Genomic DNA, 19,956 nt, shown 5'->3' with positions numbered 1-19,956 from the left:
AAGCGCTGACGTCAGACAGTATGAGAATGAAAATTAAGTTGGAGGCTGCCTACCATGAGGCGGGCCATATTGTGGCAGCTAAACGTTCTATATTTCATGATGTCGTAGGTGGAGTGGACCTTGAAGCGTATGGCGCGGGGGGAACTCATATCTCGCTGAGTAAAACCAAACTTAGGAATGCTGGAAAAATCCAGAGTCCTAGCAGTCAGCACGACAAAGACGTCGCGAAGGATCTTGCTGTTGTGCTGACTGCTGGATTTGCAGCCGAACAAATTGCGGCTCAAAAGAACCTCGCGTTAACACCAAATCGACAATGTGCAGATCCAGACTATGATTTTCTGGACGATGTTCTGCAGAATGCGGGTCTTTCAAGAAAGACGGATAGAGCGGAGCTTGCGGCCCATACTCTATTGACTCAAGAGTGGGAGAAAGTCGAAAGAATTGCAGCCCTTGCCTTTGAGAAAGGTGGACTATCGTCCGCACAGCTTGACGAGTTGATAAACGAAATTTTGCTTTAAGCCTTCACGCTACACAAAGGGATTCTGTGTTCACCAGTTCGACAAACCGGGCATTGATTGATGTGCAGCAAAGGTCGGTTTTTGTCCCACGAACTGTAAATTCGTTGACGCCATGATTACTGCCCCGCAGCGAATGTCTCCGTTGGCGGGCTGCATCGCAGCATCACGTTCCCGCAGGCAAGGGCCGCAATGGGCCACCATCATGCCACGCATGCATATGCTTGAATACGGTGCAATGGCGGGTCAGGGCTTGTTTCATCAGTCTAGGCTGACCTTGCTGTCGTCTAAAAGCTGCACTGTATCAAATACTTTCAGTAGAGACTTGCCTGTCACATTGACACTATTTTTCTATTCTGAATATTCGATCTGTACAACTAAGAGATAAACATGAAACTAAATTATATATTTATAGTTGCGACTGTATTGGTTGCAGCATGTGAAGCACAGACCATCGTTCCTGTGCCGACATCCGGTAGTCGTGACGACGCCAACGTGGTGCTTTCCTACAATACCGGTCTGTATGCACCCACCACTCCGGACTGGGCGCAGGCTCAAGCCTCAGCGGATGCGCGATGCAAAGCATGGGGTTACTCCAAGGCAGACCCATTCCAAGGAACGTCGCAACAGTGCCATTCTCGCAACGGGTATGGGCAGTGCTTAGAGGCCACTATTTCCAGAACTTACCAATGTCTCGGCAGGGGCTAATGGGGCTGCCGAAAAAGCATGTTCAGTATTGCCATCCGCGACAACCAAAAACTTGAATAGTAGTATGGCCATTTGAGTGTGCGGGCTGTTGAAAACACTTAGAAAACCCGCGATGGAGTGGGTTTTCTGATTTTTCGGCACTAGGCAAGTGGACAATCTGAACTACCGCGTTTCTCGGAAAACGCGGTGCAAAAGTACCATGGAAAACGCGGTGCAAAAGTACCATGGAAAACGTGGCAAAAGTACCATGGACAGGTGGGCAGGTAGTTACCTAAGCATTTGTTATATATAGGAATGTAGGTTGGTGGGTGATAAGAGATTTGAACTCCTGACATCTTCGATGTGAACGAAGCGCTCTACCACTGAGCTAATCACCCGTAGGCGGTGCTGTTACAGCGACTCGGATCGGTTGGCAAGATGGCCGGTGGTGAATTCGATCCAGCCCATGAAAAGCTGGTTTTCTGCCCCCGTGGGCAGATGGCTTAATCGGAAAAAATCAGGTTCTTTGAAAAAACTTCAAAACGCCGCTTGACGATGTCGGGGCAGAGCCATAATACACCCAAACGTTCAGCGATGAACAGACAGCGGGCGGTTGTAGCTCAGATGGNNAGCCCCGTCAACCGCGCCATTTTCCTCAAAATTAGCGTTAACATCGTAATTTTTTTCCACGCTTCGGCGTGTCAATTGCGATGCTGCCTTGTCGGATAAGCGAATAGATGACAGTTCTTGCTTTGTTCTAACTTTTCTGTTGGAGTTCCAGCGTCGTTCACCTATTTCTAAGACACTTGTGTGTTGGGGGCCAAAAATGGCTGAGCTGAAGAATATCGAAGTGCGCGGTGCGCGCGAACATAACCTCAAAGGTATCGACGTGGACATCCCACGTGATCAGCTTGTGGTGATCACAGGGCTGTCGGGGTCTGGTAAGTCGTCTTTGGCTTTTGACACGATCTATGCCGAGGGCCAGCGGCGTTACGTTGAAAGCCTGTCAGCCTATGCCCGCCAGTTTTTGGACATGATGGAAAAGCCTGATGTGGACCACATCAGCGGCCTGTCACCAGCCATCTCGATTGAACAGAAGACAACATCCAAGAACCCGCGTTCGACCGTCGGAACGGTCACCGAGATCTATGACTATATGCGTTTGTTGTTCGCCCGGTCCGGAACGCCGTACAGCCCAGCCACCGGGCAGCCGATTGAGGCGCAACAGGTTCAGGACATGGTCGACCGCATCATGAAGATGGAGGAAGGGACACGCGGATACTTGCTCGCCCCCATCGTGCGCGACCGCAAAGGCGAATACAAAAAAGAATTCCTCGAACTGCGCAAGCAGGGCTTCCAACGCGTGAAGGTCGACGGAGAATTCTACGAACTGGACGAACCGCCCACGCTGGACAAGAAATATCGCCACGACATTGATGTCGTCGTCGACCGGTTGGTCGTACGCGAAGGGATGGAGACCCGGCTGGCCGACAGTTTGCGTACCGCGTTGGACTTGGCCGACGGTATCGCCGTTCTGGAAACCGCGCCGCGGGAGGGTGATCCAGAACGGATTACGTTCAGCGAGAACTTTGCTTGTCCTGTCAGCGGTTTCACCATTCCCGAAATCGAACCGCGTTTGTTTTCGTTCAACGCTCCGTTCGGGGCGTGCCCGGATTGTGATGGACTGGGTGTCGAGCTGTTCTTTGACGAACGTCTTGTGGTGCCGGACCAGACCCTGAAGCTGTATGACGGGGCGTTGGCGCCCTGGCGGAAGGGAAAGTCGCCATACTTTCTGCAGACCATTGAAGCGATTGCCAGACACTATGAGTTCGACAAGAACACGCCGTGGAAGGACCTGCCGCCAAAGGTGCAGCAAGTGTTTCTGCGCGGTTCCGGCGACGAAGAAATCCAATTCCGCTATGATGAAGGCGGGCGGGTCTATCAGGTCACCCGCAGCTTTGAGGGCGTGATCCCGAATATGCAACGCCGCTATCGCGAGACCGACAGCGCGTGGATCCGTGAAGAGTTTGAGCGGTATCAGAACAACCGACCCTGTGGTGCCTGTGAAGGCTATCGCCTACGTCCCGAGGCGCTGGCGGTGAAGATCGCAGGCGCGCATGTCGGGCAGGTTGTTCAGATGTCGATCCGCGAGGCTCTGGCCTGGATCGAAGATGCACCGAACCATCTAAGTGTGCAGAAGAACGAAATCGCTCGCGCCATTCTCAAAGAAATCCGCGAACGGCTTGGATTCCTAAATAACGTTGGTTTGGAATACCTTACGCTGTCCCGCTCAAGTGGTACCTTGTCTGGTGGCGAAAGCCAGCGCATTCGTCTGGCCAGCCAGATCGGATCGGGTTTGACAGGGGTTTTGTACGTCCTCGATGAACCTTCGATCGGTCTTCATCAGCGGGACAACGATCGCTTGCTTGGAACGCTCAAGAATCTACGTGATCAGGGTAACACAGTGATTGTCGTCGAGCATGACGAGGAAGCGATCCGTGAAGCGGATTATGTTTTTGACATCGGGCCGGGGGCTGGAGTGCATGGCGGTCAGGTTGTCAGCAAGGGCACACCTGACCAAATCGCGGCTGATGCGGCCTCAATGACCGGGCAATACTTGTCGGGAACCCGCGAGATCTCGGTCCCGGCTGAGCGACGCAAAGGGAACAAAAAGAAGGTTACGGTCGTCAAAGCGACCGGGAACAACCTGAAAAACGTGACGGCGGAGTTTCCGCTGGGCAAGTTTGTCTGTGTCACAGGTGTCTCTGGCGGCGGAAAATCGACGCTTACGATTGAGACGCTGTTTAAAACTGCCTCCATGCGTCTGAACGGCGCGCGGCAAACGCCGGCGCCCTGCGAAACCATCAAAGGGTTGGAGCATCTGGACAAGGTCATCGACATCGACCAGCGTGCTATCGGACGAACTCCGCGTTCGAATCCAGCGACTTACACCGGGGCCTTCACGCCGATCCGCGATTGGTTTGCCGGTCTGCCCGAGGCAAAGGCGCGCGGCTACAAGCCCGGACGGTTCAGCTTTAACGTCAAGGGTGGTCGTTGCGAGGCCTGTCAGGGTGACGGCGTCATCAAGATTGAGATGCATTTTCTGCCCGATGTTTACGTTACCTGCGAAACCTGTAAGGGCGCGCGGTACAACCGCGAAACACTGGAGATCAAGTTCAAAGGCAAGTCCATCGCCGATGTACTGGATATGACCGTCGAAGACGCGCAGGAGTTCTTTAAGGCCGTGCCGTCGATCCGCGATAAAATGGATGCGCTGGCCCGTGTCGGGCTTGGCTATATCAAGGTTGGGCAGCAGGCGACCACGCTATCGGGAGGTGAGGCGCAGCGCGTGAAGCTTTCAAAGGAATTGTCCAAACGCTCGACCGGGCGGACTTTGTATATTCTGGATGAACCGACCACTGGCCTACATTTCGAAGACGTGCGTAAGTTGTTGGAAGTGCTGCATGAACTGGTCGATCAGGGCAATACTGTTGTTGTGATTGAACACAATCTGGATGTCGTCAAAACCGCCGACCACATCATTGATATCGGCCCGGAAGGCGGTGATGGCGGTGGTGAGATCGTGGCTACCGGGACACCCGAGAATGTGGCGGGGGTCGACCGCAGCCATACCGGTAGGTATCTTAAGCCGATGCTGGACGGCGCGCGCGTCGCTGCAGAATAGGACCGATCTTCAGTAAAGAATATCGGTCACTGCGCCAAACAGATTCAATACCTTTTGCGTTTCGGGGTCGACACGATAAACGTAGTCGCCCGCGCGAATGTAGGATCCGCCGCGATTCAGACCATAGCGGTAGGGATCATTGATCCAGCGGTAGTCGCGCGTGATAAAGTCGCCCTTTTTGTAAAGGTTTTTTACCTGACCCGGCGGAACACAGGGCACTGTTTTTTTTGCTAGGCCTGGCGGGCAATGACCCGCCTTACTCTTCCCGTTCCCAGCCATTGCTGTAGCCGGACTCAATGAAAGCGCGACAATGGTCAAAGTGACAGACAGAATTCGCGACATCATGTTTCCTTTCGCGTTAAAGCGCGGTTAGGAAACAGATGGCCGCTGTTTGTCCGCCGGTCAACCCGATGGGCAGGAAGCTGCCACCCTGCAGTGACTAGCCCCTGCTACGCTTTTCAAACCGTGGCAGCATGGCGGAAAAATCCTTGCCCAGCCCGTCTTCGGATTCGACGAATTTCTCATAAAGCGCTGTTGCAATCTGTCCCATGGGCGTGTCTGCGTCCGAGCTTGCAGCCGCCTGTTGGCTGAGCCGCAGGTCCTTCAACATCAATTCGGCCGCAAAGCCGGGTTGATAGTCGTTGTCCGCCGGACTGGCAGGTCCAACGCCCTGGGCGGGGCAGTAGGCGTTCATCGTCCAGCTATAGCCCGAGGACGTGCTGACCACATCGAACATCTTTTGCCGGTCCAGCCCAAGCTTGTCGGCCAGCGCAAAGGCTTCGCAGGTTGCAATCATGGTCACGCCCAGAATCATGTTGTTGCAGATCTTCGCGGCCTGACCGACACCGGATTCGCCGCAATGCACGGCTTTCTGACCCATGATGTCGAACAACGGGGATGCTTTTTCAAACGCCGCGTCGCTACCGCCTGCCATGAAAGTCAGCGTACCCGCTGCCGCACCGCCGATGCCACCCGACACCGGGGCGTCGACTGCGAGGACGTCCGCTTCCTTGGCCTGTTCAGCGACGGCGCGGGCGCTGTCGACATCGACCGTTGAACAGTCGATCCAGACCGCTCCGGGTCTCATGGCGGGAAGGATCTCATTTGCCACCGCCCGCAGGATTTGTCCGTTCGGCAGCATGGTCACGACGATGTCGGCACCGGTCGCGGCCTCAGGGCCGGAGCTGGCCATAGTGACACCCGGTACAGTGACATCCGCCATGTCAAAGCCGCTGACATCATGCCCTGCTTGGGCAAGATTGGCCGCCATCGGATTGCCCATGTTGCCCAGACCGATAAACCCGATTTTCATTCCTTAATCCTCCTCAAAAGTCAGCGTGTCTGCGCCCAAAGGTTGTAGCATCTTTGAAACAGCGACAGCCGGTACGTCTTGGTTCTGATGGCGCCAACTCGGGTTGCGATCCTTGTCGATGATCTGCGCCCGGATACCTTCCAGAAAGTCCCCGTGTTCCATCGCGCGATAGGTGAAGCGATACTCCAGTTCCAACGCCTTGCGCATGGTCAGGTTTGGCGTGCGGAGACGATGCAGCATCTCAACGGTGCAGGCCATGGAGAGTGGCGAATTGCGCCCGATCAACTTCAGCGCGTCAGCGGCGGCGTCAATGTTCGAGTTGCGTAGGCTGTTCTGTATATCTCCAAGAGTTTCGCCCCCGAAATCTGCCTCAATTGCATCTTGAATTGCCACCAACGAACCTTCGGGCGGCGTGTCGGAATGGCTTTCAAGAATGCTGGCGTCGCCGGATGCTTCAAGCATGTCGATCAAATCAGACCATTGCTGGATCGGAATGTAATGATCTGCGAAACCGGCCAGAATGGCATCTGCTGGACCCATACGATGACCGGTTGTGCCGAGATATTCACCTAGCCGTCCGGGCGCGAGTGCCAGCATCAGCGTGCTGCCGACATCCGGAACCAAACCGATCGAGCATTCGGGCAGGGCGATTTGCGACGTTTCACCCACGATGCGATGGCTGCCGTGGCACCCGATGCCCACGCCACCACCCATCGTGAAACCCTGAAGAAAGCTGACTACTGGCTTTGGGTATTCGAAGATCAGAGCATTCAAGTGGTACTCATCGCGCCAGAACTTTCGGCCGTATTCAAAATCGCCCTTAGTTCCGGTCTCATAAAGCTCTGCGATGTCCCCACCTGCGCAAAAGGCCTTGTCGCCTTCGGCATCCAGAATGACCAGATCGACTGCGTCATCCTCACGCCAGTTGCGTAAGGCGGTGTCGATGGCCAGGCACATATCATAGCTGAGCGCATTCAGCGCCTTGGTCCGGGTCAGGGTGATACGACCGGCGCGGCCTGCGGTGCGAATATAGATGTCCGACATAAAGTCCTCAGCGCTGAGAGAGCATCTGGCGGGCAACGATGACCCTCATGATCTCGTTCGTGCCTTCCAAAATCTGATGCACGCGCAGATCGCGCACAAGTTTTTCGATGCCATAGTCGGCCAGATAACCATAGCCGCCGTGCAATTGCAGGCACTGATCCACCACTTTCGATCCCGTTTCGGTCACGAATTTTTTGGCCATGGCGCAGAACTTTGTTGCATCGGGCGCGCCCTGATCCAACTTCCACGCCGCCTGACGCAGGAATGTCCGGGCGGCCTGCAATTCGATCTCCATATCTGCCAGACGGAACTGCAGGGCCTGAAACTGGTCGATGGACTGCCCGAAAGCCTTCCGCTCGGACATGTACTGTAGTGTCATGTTCAACCCGGTTTGCGCGGCACCCAATGAACAGGAGGCGATGTTCAGACGTCCGCCATCCAGCCCTTTCATTGCGTATTTGAAACCGTCGCCCTCGATACCGACAAGGTTGTCGGCGGGGATCTTGCAATCGTCGAACTGTACCTGAGCCGTAGGTTGGCTTTTCCACCCCATCTTTTGTTCCAGTGCACCGAAGCTAAGGCCGGGGTTGCCATCCTCGACATAGACCGTCGAAATGCCCTTGGGTCCATCCTGGCCGGTGCGCACCATGCAGACATAGGCATCCGAGTATCCGCCGCCCGAGATGAAAGCCTTGGTGCCGTTCAGGGTATAGCCTTCGTTCGTGCGTTCCGCGCGGGTTTTCAAAGCGGCTGCGTCAGAACCTGAGCCAGGCTCGGTCAGGCAATAGCTGAGCACGGTGTTCAAGCTTAGAACATCGGGCATGATGCGGGATTTCAGCTCGTCACTGGCGAAGCTGTCCAGCATCTTGGCGCACATGTTGTGGATCGACAGAAAGGCCGCGACAGAGGGGCAGGCCATCGACAAAGCCTCGAACACAAGCGTAGCGTCCAGACGAGACAGGCCAGAACCGCCGCTGTCCTCAGAAACGTAAAGGCCGCCGAAACCCAGTTCACCAATGCGCGGCCAAAGGTCTTTGGGGATGGTGCCGTCGGCCTCCCACTGGCGGGCATATGGGGCGATATTTTCCTGCCCGAAATCATGGGCCATGTCGAAGATTGCGTTCTGCTCTTCGGTTGTTGCGAAATCCATGGATTGCCTCCCACGCTGCCCGATGAATTGAACGAGTGTTTATTTCCCAATCCTTACAGAAATTTTGCACGGCCAGCAATCACTGGCACATTCTTGTGTGGGAAAAAACGTCAAGGATCAGAGGTCTTGATGGAATTCGTCAATCAAGTGCTGAACGACAGCCTTGCCAGGGTCATCGCCTTTTGCCGCTGCCTCGGCATGTACCCGGCGCTGGCGAGTGGCCGAGGTGCCGTTCTGGGCAATTTGCTGCAGCATTGCCAACTCGGTCATGGTGCCAAGCGCTTCGGCATCTTCTGCGAGTAAGCCCATCAGTTCGCCCATGAGTTCCGGCATAGGTTTGATTGAGCGATCTCCGAAGTCAATCATGCCTTCGCCCACGCCATAGCGCTGCGCGCGCCAGCGGTTTTCGCCGATCAGGAACCGGTCATATTGGCGCCACCTAAGATTTCTGTCTTTCAGGCGGCACAACATGCGCGTCAACGCCTGCACCATTGCGGCCAGAGAAAGTGCATGTTCCATGCGGGGCTGCACATCCATGATCCGGGTTTCCAGTGTTGGGTACTGGTGCGAAGGTCGCAGATCCCACCAAATTTTCGTGGTGTCTTCGATCACGCCCAGTTCGACCAGAACGCCCGTAGTACGTTCATATTCGGACCAGCCGGAAAAGATCGGCGGGAGTCCGGTGCGGGGCAGGTTGTCGAACACCGTTAACCTGTACGAAGACAGACCAGTGTCCTCACCGTTCCAATAGGGCGATGACGTCGACAGGGCCAAAAGATGCGGGAGAAAGTAGGACAGCTGCGGAATCAGGTCGGCGCGCAAGGCTGAATCCGCCACCCCGATGTGGACATGCATGCCACAGATCAGCATACGCCGCGCCACTCCGCCCAACGCGTGTTGGAGCGCGTCATATCGGTCTTTGCGCGTGTGTTGCTGCTTTTTCCAGTCGGCAAAGGGGTGGCAGGATACAGCGATTGGGGCAAGGTTGTGCTCGGCGGCGCGTTTCGAGACACAAGACCGCAGGCGTTTCAGATCCTCGCGCGCAGAACTGATGGTCACATGCGGCCGCGTACCGACCTCGATCTGGCATTGCAGGAATTCGGGGCTGACCTGTCCTTCAAAATCGGCCTGGCAGGCTTCCATTAACGCGGCAGGCGCTTCGGCGAGTTCCAGACTGTCTCGATCAACCAGCAGATACTCTTCTTCGATGCCCAGCGTAAATTCCTGCTGCATTCCGGCCCTCGCAACTTTGTTCCAACCAGTGAATACGGAAATTGTCTTTTTGCCAAGTGTTTGCCAGCTGGGTTCTTGCGAAGCCCCCATGCGCACAGGTAAGGAGGCGTCTAGACTGTCACCAAACCCGGAGCCCCCCGTGAAACCAAGGAAATTCCCCCGGCTGAACGCCGCGCTTGACCGGTTTGGTGTGAAACTGATCGACAAAGTGACCGAACGGGACGAGCGCGCGCGCCTTGAGGCGTTTGAACGGGCAGGGGGGCTGACCCGCCCGGCCTATGCTCTGTCACCGGGGATGGAAGGGTTCGATATCACTCAATTGGTGTCGGAATACCAAGAACACTCTACTTCTCTGGAAGCTCTGAAAGACCCGGCGCGCAACAAGACCGGTTATCGTATCAACAATGGGTACTACGACAGCCCGGACGCGGATGCGCTGTATCTGATGATCCGCCGGTTCAAACCAAAACGCGTGATCGAGGTGGGTTGCGGCAACTCGACCCGTGTAACGCGGCAGGCGATTATTGACGGCGGATTGCAGACCAACGTCACCGCAATCGATCCGTATCCACGGGCAGATATCGCGCATGTGGTGGATCAGTTCGAACAAAAACGTCTGGAAGAAGTCGATCCGGCACTGTTCGAGCAACTCGAATCCGGTGACGTATTGTTCATCGATTCCAGCCACGTTGTCCGTATGAGCAATGACGTCGCGCACCTGTTCTGCCGTATCATTCCGGCGCTCAAACCCGGTGTGGTCATTCATGTGCACGATGTTTTTCTGCCCTACGAATATCCCAAACGGTTCTTCTATGATTGCCCAGGCTGGGGTGAACAGTACATGCTTCATGCACTCCTGCAAACTGGTGCATATTCAATGCTTTGGCCCGGCTACTACCTACAGCAGGATCGCCCCGATGCGGTGGAATCCTTGCCATTTTTGAAGGACGGTCGCGCCCAAAGCATATGGGTTCAGGTCAAAGAAAATTGATCAGTTAGTGATCCGGCGCGTCTAAGCGCCCGTAACCCTTTCCATAACCAAGCTGGAGAGGAGATGACAGCCATGTTTCGTCGTACGTTTATGGGCGCCGCCGCCGCAATTGCACTGACACTGCCTGTAAAAGCACAGGCTGCAGATATAGTGGATACCGCAGTATCAGCCGGTTCCTTCAACACACTGGTCGCCGCTGTTCAGGCTGCGGGTCTTGTCGACACGTTGAAAAGTGACGGACCGTTCACAGTGTTCGCACCGACTGATGAAGCTTTTGCGGCACTGCCCGAAGGTACGGTGGAAACACTGCTGTTGCCGGAGAACAAAGACCAACTGGTCGAAATTCTGACCTATCACGTTGTTCCCGCCAAAGTCATGTCTGGTGACATTGCTGGTAAGCGCGCCAAAGTTCTGACCGTGCAGGGCGACCGCCTGAGCGTAAATGCCAAGAACGGCGTCAAAGTGAACGGTGCCGAAGTCATTCAGGCCGATATTGAAACCAGCAATGGCGTGATCCACGTTGTCGACGCTGTGATCCTGCCGGAATAAAATACTTTGATTTCATGAAAAAGCCCCGGTCCTTATGGCCGGGGCTTTGTCGTCAGACCAGTCGGACCTGGGTTCCGACCTGGACGAGAGGAAACAATTCCTCGACATGTTGATTGTATAGGCCAATGCACCCGGACGAGCTTTGGCGCCCGATTTTCCGCGTATCGTGGGTGCCGTGTACAAGATAGGCTGGCCAACCCAGATACATTGCACGGGTGCCCAACGGGTTGCCTGGTTCACCACCTTCCATACGCACTGGCAAAAGCGGATCACGCTCGCGCATCGACGCGGTTGGTGTCCAGCTTGGATTTTCAGCCTTGCGCACAACCTTGGTATAACCGCGCTTCGTCAGCTCTTCGCTCATCGGTACCGAACTGGGGTACAGTTTGTAGGTGCCATCGGGCCCCCAATAGTGCACCGCGCGGCTGGTGATATCAGCCAGCAAAGCCCCTGCGCCCAGCTGGTCAAAATGGTCCTGCCAGTTCTGTTGCGAGAAGGACGAGACATTGCGGCGCACCGGCAATTGCGTGCTGATAGCCTCTTCTGTTGTTGGGAAAGCATCTGAGCTTTGGGCGCGCAACAGCGTTGGCGTCGCAAGGACTGACGCAGCACCCAGCAAGGCGGTACGACGATTAATACGGGAACTGGACACGGATGCCTCCTGAAGGAATGCTCTATGGTTTCCGGCAATTTAGTAACTGCTTTCCCTCAGGGCCAGATGCTTGGCTTAAATTTTCCGTGAGATTTACACATTTGACGCAGTCTATTGCCTGCCCGGACGGGGGAATACTCGGTGTCCGGACAGGTTTTTGCTGTTTGCCGGACACGGCTTGGGGTATTTTTCGGGTATGTCTGCTCCAATTCCAAGGGACAGGCCCACTGATGTTCGGAGACCGCACGATATGACCAAGAAATCGGAAACCTTGGAAATTCGCGTATCTTATGAGTTGAAAACCAAATTGGCAGATCTGAGCGAACAGCGCGGATCGTCGATGAGCGAGCTCGTGCGTGGTGTGATCGACCGCGAGCTGGCAGGGCCGTCACCTGACATAGTTGGAGAAGATGGAATGCCCATTCGAACGCTCAGCCGTTTTGCCCCAAACACGCTCTATCTCCTGCCGGTCTTGTTACTGGCTGGTCTTTATTGGGGGTCTGCCCAAACACCGGCACAAGCGACGCCGATGGCGCGGATTTTCTTTGCCGAGTTGGATCGCGATGGGGACGGGGTGATTACTGAACCGGAATTGTACCAATTCCTGACGGAAGAAGAGGGCCACATCGTCGGGGATGATTGTGATGCGGCAAAAGAATCCTGCACATCAGAGGCTATTGCAGCTGAGGAGATCGACCGAGCGGATTCCAATGCTGACGGTCATGTCGAATATTCTGAATTCGAAATCTTCTATCTTGCCGAGCGAGCGGTGGAGTTTCTTGAATATGATGCCGACGAAAATGGTGTGGTGTCCCCGGATGAATTTGTGGCCATGGAAGTGCGGGATCTCATCGAGTTCCCCGATCCGGAAATGGATGAGCCGCTGTCGGCCGAATGCCTGACCATGGTTGAAAGCGATAAGATCGAAGGAATCGCCAAAGCTTGTATCCCCGCGCATGAGTTGCGGATGGTCATGGCCGAGTTTGACGCGGATTTTGATGGCAGAGTCACATTGCGCGAATTTCTACAGAACTGACCCCTCGTCGCGCGACGAAAAAGGCCGCCCAACGGGGCGGCCTTTTGAATTTGTTTGGGCGGGAAATCAGTCCATCGCTTTGAAATTGAACTCGCCACCTTCTTTGATGCCCGATGGCCAGCGCGCCGTCACAGTCTTCGTGCGGGTGTAGAATTTGAAGCTGTCCGGGCCGTGCTGGTTCAGGTCACCAAACATGGATTTCTTCCATCCGCCAAAGGTGTGGTAGGCCAGCGGAACCGGGATCGGAACGTTGATCCCGACCATGCCGATATTCACACGGCTGGCGAAGTCGCGTGCAGTGTCGCCGTCGCGCGTGAAGATTGCAGTGCCGTTGCCGTACTCATGGTCCATCGCCAGCTTCAGCGCTTCTTCATAAGACCCTGCGCGCACGGTCGACAGAACCGGGCCAAATATCTCTTGCTTGTAGATGTCCATCTCAGGGGTGACGTTATCGAACAAGTGGGGGCCGACAAAGAATCCATCCTCATAGCCCTGCAGGCTAAAGTCGCGGTTATCGACAACCAGCTTCGCGCCTTGTTCTACGCCCGAGTTGATCAGACCAAGAATACGCTCTTTAGCAGCACCGGTTACAACTGGGCCCATGTCGACGTCATCGCCGGCGGTGTAAGGGCCGACCTTCAGCTTTTCGACACGTGGGATCAGCTTTTCGATCAGAGCGTCGGCGGTTTCTTCGCCAACGGGCACTGCAACCGAGATGGCCATGCAGCGCTCGCCCGCCGCGCCAAACCCGGCACCGACCAGAGCGTCGGCAGCCTGATCCAGATCCGCGTCAGGCATGACGATCATATGGTTTTTGGCACCGCCAAAACACTGCGCGCGCTTACCGTTCGCGGTTGCACGGGAATAGATGTATTGCGCGATCGGGGTCGAGCCAACAAAGGAAACGCCCTGAATGGTGTCGCTGTCCAGCAGGGTATCGACGGCCTCTTTGTCGCCGTTGACGACTTGGAAGACGCCCTTGGGCAGGCCGGCCTCAACAAACAGCTCGGCCAGCATCAGCGGAACAGAAGGGTCACGTTCGGACGGTTTCAGAACCACGGCGTTGCCGCAGGCCAGCGCCGGGCCGACGTGCCACAGCGGCATCATCGCCGGAAAGTTGAACGGCATGATGGATGCGACAACGCCCAGCGGCTGCCGCATCGAGTACATGTCGATGCCAGGGCCCGCACTGTCGGTGAATTCACCTTTCAGCATTTGGGGCGCGGCGATGCAGTATTCGATCACTTCCAGACCGCGCTGCAGATCGCCCTTGGCGTCTGGGATAGTTTTGCCGTGCTCGCGGCTCAGTGCTTCGGCCAGCTTGTCCATGTCGCGGTTCATAAGGTGAACCATCGCCATCATGACGCGTGCGCGTTTCTGCGGGTTGGTCGCACCCCAAGCAAGTTGCGCGGCGGCTGCGCTTTCGATTGCGGCCGTGGTTTCGGCAGCACTTGCCATCGGGCATTTGTACTGCACCTCACCGGTGGCCGGATTGAAAATGTCGTCAAATCGTCCTGAGGTTCCGGCGACATTCTCGCCATTGATGAAATGGGACAGCTCGGTCATTGCGGATCTCCTTCAATGCGTTTGCGCACACAATAGGCTTGCATAAATTCCTTGAACAGAGGCAATGTCTCAAAGATGTTTTGCAAAAATGCAAAGGACAGGCGGTGACACCGAACTGGGATGATATGCGGGTCTTTCTGGCCGTCGCGCGAGAAGAAAGCCTTTCGGCTGCTGGGCGTCAGCTGAAGATCGACCCAGCCACCGTCGGGCGGCGGATTGCTCGGTTGGAAGCCTCATTGGAAGCCCCCCTGTTTACCAAGTCGCAACAAGGTTACCTTTTGACCGCTCCGGGTGAGCGCCTAATGGAACACGGGTTGAAAGCCGAAGAGGCGATGCGCGCGGCGGTTGGCGCGATGGCGGGTACGTCGAAAACGCTCAGCGGACAAATACGGATTGGCGCGCCGGACGGGTCGGCCAACTATCTTTTGCCGCAGGTCTGCGCGAAAATCAGCGATGCAAACCCCGATCTGGATATTCAGATCCTGGCCCTGCCGCGCGTGATCAACCTGTCCCGGCGCGAAGCCGACATGGCAGTGACCGTCAGCGCGCCGACGGCCGGGAGCCTTCTGGTCCAGAAGATCACCGATTACAAACTGCACCTGGTTGCGACGCGCGACTATTTGACCTCTTACCCGGCAATCCGGACGATCCAGGACCTGAGTGGCCATCGCATGATTGGTTACATTCCCGATATGATCTTTGACCGCGAGTTGGACTATCTTGTGGATATCGGTGTTGACCGTGTCGCGCTTGCATCGAATTCGGTGTCGGTTCAGTTGCGGCAGGCCACGCTTGGAACGGGGGTTTGTGTGGCGCATGACTTCACCTTGCCGTTTCATCCCAACCTGCAAAAAATCCTGACGGATCAGGTAAGTTTGACCCGGAGTTTTCACCTGGTGCGACATCAGGGCGATCAGCGGAATGAAAGGTTGAACCGCTTCGCGCAGGCCTTGTCGCAGGGTATTCGGGAAGAGGTTGAGCGGCTTGAAGCCCAAGTGTCACCTTGACAGGTTTAAACATTCCGGCAACGTTTTGGAAAACAGGACATTATTTCGGAGGTAACGCTTATGCTCGTTCAGGCCATTCTGAAATCCAAGGGCAGCGGAGGGGTCGTCACTGTCTTGCCGTCAATCACGGTGTCTGATGCTTCGAAAATTCTCTCGGAAAAGCGGATCGGTACAGTGGTCGTGTCGGAAGATGGCGGCGAGACGGCTGCAGGAATTCTGTCGGAACGTGACATTGTAAGAGAGCTGGCCGCAACCGGAAGCGGATGCCTCACGCAACCTGTCAGTGCGTATATGACCCGGGATCTGGTGACGGCCACGAAACAAGATACAGTTCAGGATATCATGACGCGCATGACTGAAGGGCGCTTTCGCCACATGCCCGTTGTCGAAGATGGCAAGCTGGTGGGGATCGTGACGCTGGGCGACGTGGTAAAGGCGCAGCTGGCAGAACTGGCTATGGAAAAAGACGCGCTGCAAGGCATGATCATGGGGCATTGAGGCCCTTGAATCCCAAAGCTGCCTCTTGCACCTGCGGCGAAGTTATGTTTGCTTGCGCAGAAATTTTATTGCGCAGGAGGCCACGATGAGGGTTGGATTATATCCCGGAACATTCGATCCAATCACCCTGGGTCATATCGACATCATTCGCCGTGCGGCTGCTTTGGTGGACAAGCTGGTCATTGGCGTCGCGATCAACCGCGACAAGGGCCCTTTGTTCTCGCTCGAGGAACGCGTTGCGATGATCGAGGCAGAATGCGCCCATCTGACCGAGCAAACGGGAACTGAAATCGTTGCGCATCCCTTTGAAAACCTGCTGATCGACTGCGCTCGTGATGTCGGGGCGCAGATCATTGTCCGCGGACTGCGGGCGGTTGCGGATTTTGAATATGAATTCCAGATGGTCGGGATGAACCGGGCGTTGGATGACACGGTCGAGACAGTCTTCCTGATGGCCGAGGCGCGGCATCAGGCCATTGCCTCCAAATTGGTTAAGGAAATCGCCCGGTTGGACGGGGACGTGTCGAAATTCGTCACGCCCCGCGTTAATGCCGCACTGCGTGAGCGTTTAGGCTAGGGCACCCATCGCTGCGGCGGTGTCCAGCATCCGGTTCGAGAAACCCCATTCGTTGTCATACCATGCCAGCACACGCACCAGTGTGCCGTCGGTCACCTTGGTTTCCGGTAGCGAAACGGTCGAGCTGTGTGGGTCGTGGTTGAAATCTACCGAGATCAGCGGGCGGTTCTCTGCCGCCAAAACCCCGGGGATTCTGGCTGCGGCTTCGGTAAACAGCGCGTTGACTTCATCCTCGGTTGTCGGGCGTGAGACTTCGGCGACCAGATCAACCACGGACACGTTCGGGGTTGGGACACGAATAGCCTGACCTGTCAGCTTGCCGGCCAGTTGCGGCAAGACGAGGCCAACGGCAGAGGCCGCGCCTGTCGTGGTCGGGATCATCGACAATGCTGCCGCGCGGGAGAGGTATGGGTCTTTGCCGGCGGTGTCGTGGACGGGTTGGCTGGCTGTGTAGGCGTGAACCGTGGTCATGTTGCCATGCACTATGCCAAGCCCTGCATCCAGTGCTGCGGCCACCGGTGACAGGCAGTTGGTGGTACAAGACGCATTGGACACAACGTTATCTTCGGCCGTCAGCTCGTGATCGTTAACGCCGAACACGATTGTCTTCACAGCGCCATGGCCGCGGGCAGGGGCCGAGATCAAAACCTTCTTCGATCCGTTCGCAAAATGGCGGGATGCAGCTTCGCGTGTGCGGAATACGCCAGTACATTCCAAAACGACGTCCACATCGGACCAATCCAGTTTTTCCGGCTCGCGTTCGCTGCTCAGGCGGATCGGACCGTTTCCAACGTCCAGGCCTGCCTCGGTCAAAGAGACCGGTTTGCCGTACCGGCCATGGACGCTGTCGAATTCGAACAGATGCGCGTTCATTTCCGGCTTTGCCAGGTCGTTTATTGCAACGATTTCAACGTCCGTGCGCCCGGATTCCATGACCGCTCGCAGCACGCCGCTTCCGATCCGTCCAAATCCGTTGATTGCCAGCTTGAGTGTCATGTCCTGCTCCGTCCGAAATGCGGCTAATGTGAAGTTAGCGCTAACAAAGCCAGATTAGAGAAAAAGTCAAGCAAAACCTCTGTCAACGCCAGAATGCCAGCCAGTCCAGAAAGAAGTAGAGTTTCTTGCCAAGGAACACGAATTGTTCGGATCCAAAGAGGGCATAGCTGATAACGAACAAGCCCAGAATGAGCAGGGCAAGCCAGATGGCGATTTGATTAGTCATGCAGGCCCCGGACGAAAACGCCCGCCCAGTTAACCTGAGCGGGCGGAAAGGTTCAAGATTTCAAAGCAACCTTAGTTAAGGCGACCCATCGCAACTGCAACATCTGCCATGCGGACCGAGAACGCCCATTCGTTGTCGTACCAAGCCAGAACACGAACCATGCGGTCGCCGACAACGCGGGTCTGATCGGGTGCGAAGATCGAGCTTTCCTCGGTGTTGTTGAAATCGGTCGAAACCAGCGGGGCGGGTTCATAGCCCAGAACACGCTGCATCGAACCCTGCGAGGCCTCGCGTACGATGGCGTTCACTTCTTCTACTGTTACATCACGTGCGGCGCGGAAGGTCAGATCAACCGCAGAAACATTAGGGGTCGGGACACGAATGGCCGAACCATCCAGGCGACCTTTCAGATTGGGCAGAACCTCGCCCAATGCTTTCGCGGCACCTGTTGAGGTCGGGATCATCGACATGGCCGCAGCACGTGCGCGGTAAAGATCACTGTGGCGACGGTCCAGGGTCGGCTGGTCGCCTGTATAGGCGTGGATCGTGGTCATGATGCCGTTCTCGATGCCGATGCCCTCGTCCAGTACCTTGGCAAGCGGAGCAAGGCAGTTCGTGGTGCACGAGCCGTTCGAGACCATTTTGTCATCGGTCACAAGGCTGTTGTGGTTTACACCATAAACGATGGTCTTATCGACGTTCTTGCCGGGGGCAGACAGCAGGACCCTTTGAGCACCGCGATCCAGGTGCGTTTTGGCTTTCAGACCGTCATTGAATTTACCGGTGCATTCCAGAACGACATCGCAGCCATCCCAGTCCAGTTCGTTCATGTCATAGGTCGAGAACATCTCCATCGGGCCGCGGCCCAGATCCATGGTTTTACCATTGATTGCGACATCGCGGGGGAAACGTCCGTGGACACTGTCATACTTTAGCAAGTGCGCTGTGGTTTCCAGCGGGCCGGTTGCGTTGACCTTGATCACTTCGATGTCGTTGCGGGCGGATGCCGCGATATGCGACAACGTGCAGCGGCCAATGCGGCCAAAACCATTGATACCGACCTTGATGGTCATGTGCTGTCTCCAAATGCGCTTGCTTTGGACGCCATATAGCGGTCAAAGCGCATTCTCAAAAGACCAAAAGTGACATATTTTTAACGTGTTAGCGCAAACCTATGCCGGTTGCGCTAACGCTTGCGCTAGCCGTCGGATCGGGTAGGCTCCGGTTGCGGCAGGTGAAGTGAAAGGAAACACCATGAGCGGTCTGTTGGCCCTGTTGGATGATGTAGCAGGTATTGCAAAGGTTGCGGCATCGTCTGTGGATGATGTGGTCGCGGCAGCCGGAAAGGCGGGCGCAAAGACCGCAGGTGTGATTATCGACGATGCCGCCGTGACCCCGAAATACGTTCAGGGATTCGCCCCGGCGCGCGAGTTGCCCATCATTTGGCGCATCGCGCGTGGTTCCATATTCAACAAGATTATCCTGCTGTTGCCAGTTGCCTTGCTACTGGCGAATTTTGCTCCGTGGCTGATTACGCCTTTGCTGATGATTGGCGGCTCGTACCTGTGTTTCGAGGGGGCCGAGAAAATATTTCATGTCCTATTCCCTCATGGCAGTCATGTCATCAATGAGGACATGACCAATCGCGATCCCGGCCATCTGGAAGAGCAGAAGGTCAAAGGCGCGATCAAGACGGATTTTATCCTTTCGGCTGAAATCATGACGATTGCATTGGCTGCGATTGAGGCCCCAAACCTGTGGATGCAGGCCGCGACCTTGGCGGTCGTGGGGATAGGTGTCACCGTGGCGGTCTACGGATCAGTTGCCCTTATCGTGAAGATGGACGACGTTGGATTGTACCTCGCGCAAAACGCACCGACACCGATTGGGCGAGGGCTGGGGCGCGGGTTGGTCAAAGCCATGCCGGTTGTCATGAAAATCCTGTCCATAGTCGGCACCGCGGCAATGCTGTGGGTTGGCGGATCCATCATCATTCACGGGATGGAGGTTTTGGGCTTTGGTTGGCTGGGGCACCACATCCACGATTGGGCCTATGCCATTGGGCATTCTGTGTCCGAGCAGTGGACCGGTGTTGTTGAATGGGTATCCAAGGCGACGATGGACGGTGTGTTCGGTCTGGCATGGGGATTTGTTCTGATCCCGGTGGCGACAAAGGTGATCGGGCCGATGATCGGGATGTTTTCAAAGAAGACCGATGCGCATTGAATTGAG

The 19,956-nt window shown here is 55.8% G+C and carries 20 protein-coding genes and 1 tRNA gene; 10 read left to right on the top strand and 11 right to left on the bottom strand.

Annotated features, from left to right (window positions below; translation table 11 throughout):
• Both DS906_RS13910 and yecR read left to right on the top strand, forming a co-directional pair.
• Nucleotides 1-518 (top strand): hypothetical protein (locus DS906_RS13910; RefSeq protein ID WP_233494790.1); only part of this gene is annotated, 518 nt, incomplete at its 5' end.
• Nucleotides 519-905: 387 nt separating this feature from the next.
• Nucleotides 906-1,223: a YecR family lipoprotein gene (yecR, locus tag DS906_RS22735; protein ID WP_113790728.1), complete on the top strand. Its 318-nt coding sequence runs from the start codon at nt 906-908 to the stop codon at nt 1,221-1,223.
• A 302-nt stretch (nt 1,224-1,525) separates the two neighbouring features.
• On the opposite strand, the gene DS906_RS13900 is transcribed toward yecR, so the two are convergent.
• Nucleotides 1,526-1,600, bottom strand: a tRNA-Val gene (locus DS906_RS13900).
• Nucleotides 1,601-2,028: 428 nt separating this feature from the next.
• On the opposite strand from DS906_RS13900, the gene uvrA reads away from it, so the two are divergent.
• Nucleotides 2,029-4,887 carry an excinuclease ABC subunit UvrA gene (gene uvrA, locus DS906_RS13895; RefSeq protein WP_113790727.1) on the top strand — a complete coding sequence of 953 codons (2,859 nt, stop codon included), beginning with the start codon at nt 2,029-2,031 and terminating at the stop codon, nt 4,885-4,887.
• A gap of 9 nt (nt 4,888-4,896) precedes the next feature.
• Here uvrA and DS906_RS22510 read toward each other — a convergent pair whose 3' ends face one another.
• From DS906_RS22510 to DS906_RS13870, 5 genes are all read right to left on the bottom strand, one after another.
• The gene (locus DS906_RS22510; protein WP_233494789.1) at nt 4,897-5,106 is read right to left on the bottom strand and encodes a hypothetical protein; all 210 of its coding nucleotides are present in this window, start codon (nt 5,104-5,106) and stop codon (nt 4,897-4,899) included.
• Nucleotides 5,107-5,326: 220 nt separating this feature from the next.
• Nucleotides 5,327-6,199: a 3-hydroxyisobutyrate dehydrogenase gene (gene mmsB / locus DS906_RS13885; RefSeq protein WP_113790726.1), complete on the bottom strand. Its 873-nt coding sequence runs from the start codon at nt 6,197-6,199 to the stop codon at nt 5,327-5,329.
• Between the two features lie 3 nt (nt 6,200-6,202).
• Entirely contained in the window at nt 6,203-7,243 is a 1,041-nt protein-coding gene (locus DS906_RS13880) for an enoyl-CoA hydratase/isomerase family protein (RefSeq protein WP_113790725.1), read from the bottom strand.
• 7 nt (nt 7,244-7,250) lie between these two features.
• Nucleotides 7,251-8,393 (bottom strand): acyl-CoA dehydrogenase family protein, encoded by a 1,143-nt coding sequence (locus DS906_RS13875; protein ID WP_113790724.1) that lies wholly within the window; start codon nt 8,391-8,393, stop codon nt 7,251-7,253.
• A gap of 117 nt (nt 8,394-8,510) precedes the next feature.
• Nucleotides 8,511-9,626 (bottom strand): carboxylate-amine ligase, encoded by a 1,116-nt coding sequence (locus DS906_RS13870; protein ID WP_113790745.1) that lies wholly within the window; start codon nt 9,624-9,626, stop codon nt 8,511-8,513.
• A gap of 139 nt (nt 9,627-9,765) precedes the next feature.
• Here DS906_RS13870 and DS906_RS13865 point away from each other — a divergent pair, with 139 nt between their 5' ends.
• Nucleotides 9,766-10,617 carry a class I SAM-dependent methyltransferase gene (locus tag DS906_RS13865; protein WP_113790744.1) on the top strand — a complete coding sequence of 284 codons (852 nt, stop codon included), beginning with the start codon at nt 9,766-9,768 and terminating at the stop codon, nt 10,615-10,617.
• Between the two features lie 72 nt (nt 10,618-10,689).
• On the top strand, nt 10,690-11,166 hold the full coding sequence (locus DS906_RS13860; RefSeq protein WP_113790743.1) for a fasciclin domain-containing protein: 477 nt from the start codon (nt 10,690-10,692) through the stop codon (nt 11,164-11,166).
• A 52-nt stretch (nt 11,167-11,218) separates the two neighbouring features.
• Here DS906_RS13860 and DS906_RS13855 read toward each other — a convergent pair whose 3' ends face one another.
• Complete coding sequence (locus tag DS906_RS13855) at nt 11,219-11,818, bottom strand: L,D-transpeptidase (protein WP_108858717.1); 600 nt, start codon at nt 11,816-11,818, stop codon at nt 11,219-11,221.
• A 250-nt stretch (nt 11,819-12,068) separates the two neighbouring features.
• Between DS906_RS13855 and DS906_RS13850 the strand changes: the two genes are divergently transcribed.
• Nucleotides 12,069-12,854, top strand: coding sequence for an EF-hand domain-containing protein (locus DS906_RS13850; RefSeq protein WP_158541328.1), 786 nt, complete (start codon nt 12,069-12,071; stop codon nt 12,852-12,854).
• Nucleotides 12,855-12,920: 66 nt separating this feature from the next.
• Here DS906_RS13850 and DS906_RS13845 read toward each other — a convergent pair whose 3' ends face one another.
• Nucleotides 12,921-14,420 carry a CoA-acylating methylmalonate-semialdehyde dehydrogenase gene (locus DS906_RS13845; protein ID WP_113790722.1) on the bottom strand — a complete coding sequence of 500 codons (1,500 nt, stop codon included), beginning with the start codon at nt 14,418-14,420 and terminating at the stop codon, nt 12,921-12,923.
• A 104-nt stretch (nt 14,421-14,524) separates the two neighbouring features.
• Here DS906_RS13845 and DS906_RS13840 point away from each other — a divergent pair, with 104 nt between their 5' ends.
• From DS906_RS13840 to coaD, 3 genes are all read left to right on the top strand, one after another.
• Entirely contained in the window at nt 14,525-15,427 is a 903-nt protein-coding gene (locus DS906_RS13840) for a LysR family transcriptional regulator (protein ID WP_113790742.1), read from the top strand.
• Between the two features lie 60 nt (nt 15,428-15,487).
• On the top strand, nt 15,488-15,925 hold the full coding sequence (locus tag DS906_RS13835; RefSeq protein ID WP_113790721.1) for a CBS domain-containing protein: 438 nt from the start codon (nt 15,488-15,490) through the stop codon (nt 15,923-15,925).
• 85 nt (nt 15,926-16,010) lie between these two features.
• Complete coding sequence (gene coaD, locus DS906_RS13830) at nt 16,011-16,502, top strand: pantetheine-phosphate adenylyltransferase (RefSeq protein WP_113790720.1); 492 nt, start codon at nt 16,011-16,013, stop codon at nt 16,500-16,502.
• Here the strand turns inward: coaD and gap (DS906_RS13825) are convergent.
• The 3 genes from gap (DS906_RS13825) to gap (DS906_RS13820) form a co-directional block, all read right to left on the bottom strand.
• Nucleotides 16,494-17,498 (bottom strand): type I glyceraldehyde-3-phosphate dehydrogenase, encoded by a 1,005-nt coding sequence (gene gap / locus DS906_RS13825; protein ID WP_113790719.1) that lies wholly within the window; start codon nt 17,496-17,498, stop codon nt 16,494-16,496. The genes coaD and gap (DS906_RS13825) overlap by 9 nt on opposite strands.
• Nucleotides 17,499-17,580: 82 nt before the next feature.
• Nucleotides 17,581-17,724, bottom strand: a complete 144-nt coding sequence (locus DS906_RS22315; RefSeq protein ID WP_199528573.1) for a hypothetical protein — start codon at nt 17,722-17,724, stop codon at nt 17,581-17,583.
• 71 nt (nt 17,725-17,795) lie between these two features.
• Nucleotides 17,796-18,797 carry a type I glyceraldehyde-3-phosphate dehydrogenase gene (gene gap, locus DS906_RS13820; protein WP_113790718.1) on the bottom strand — a complete coding sequence of 334 codons (1,002 nt, stop codon included), beginning with the start codon at nt 18,795-18,797 and terminating at the stop codon, nt 17,796-17,798.
• A 181-nt stretch (nt 18,798-18,978) separates the two neighbouring features.
• Here gap (DS906_RS13820) and DS906_RS13815 point away from each other — a divergent pair, with 181 nt between their 5' ends.
• On the top strand, nt 18,979-19,950 hold the full coding sequence (locus tag DS906_RS13815; protein WP_113790717.1) for a DUF808 domain-containing protein: 972 nt from the start codon (nt 18,979-18,981) through the stop codon (nt 19,948-19,950).
• The last annotated feature ends 6 nt before the right edge of the window (nt 19,951-19,956 follow it).

Origin of the sequence: Ruegeria sp. A3M17 (assembly GCF_003318255.1) — a bacterium.
Lineage (GTDB): Bacteria > Pseudomonadota > Alphaproteobacteria > Rhodobacterales > Rhodobacteraceae > Ruegeria.
The sequence above is the reverse complement of the archived record's forward strand: the minus strand, read 5'-3'. Positions and strand labels throughout refer to the sequence as shown.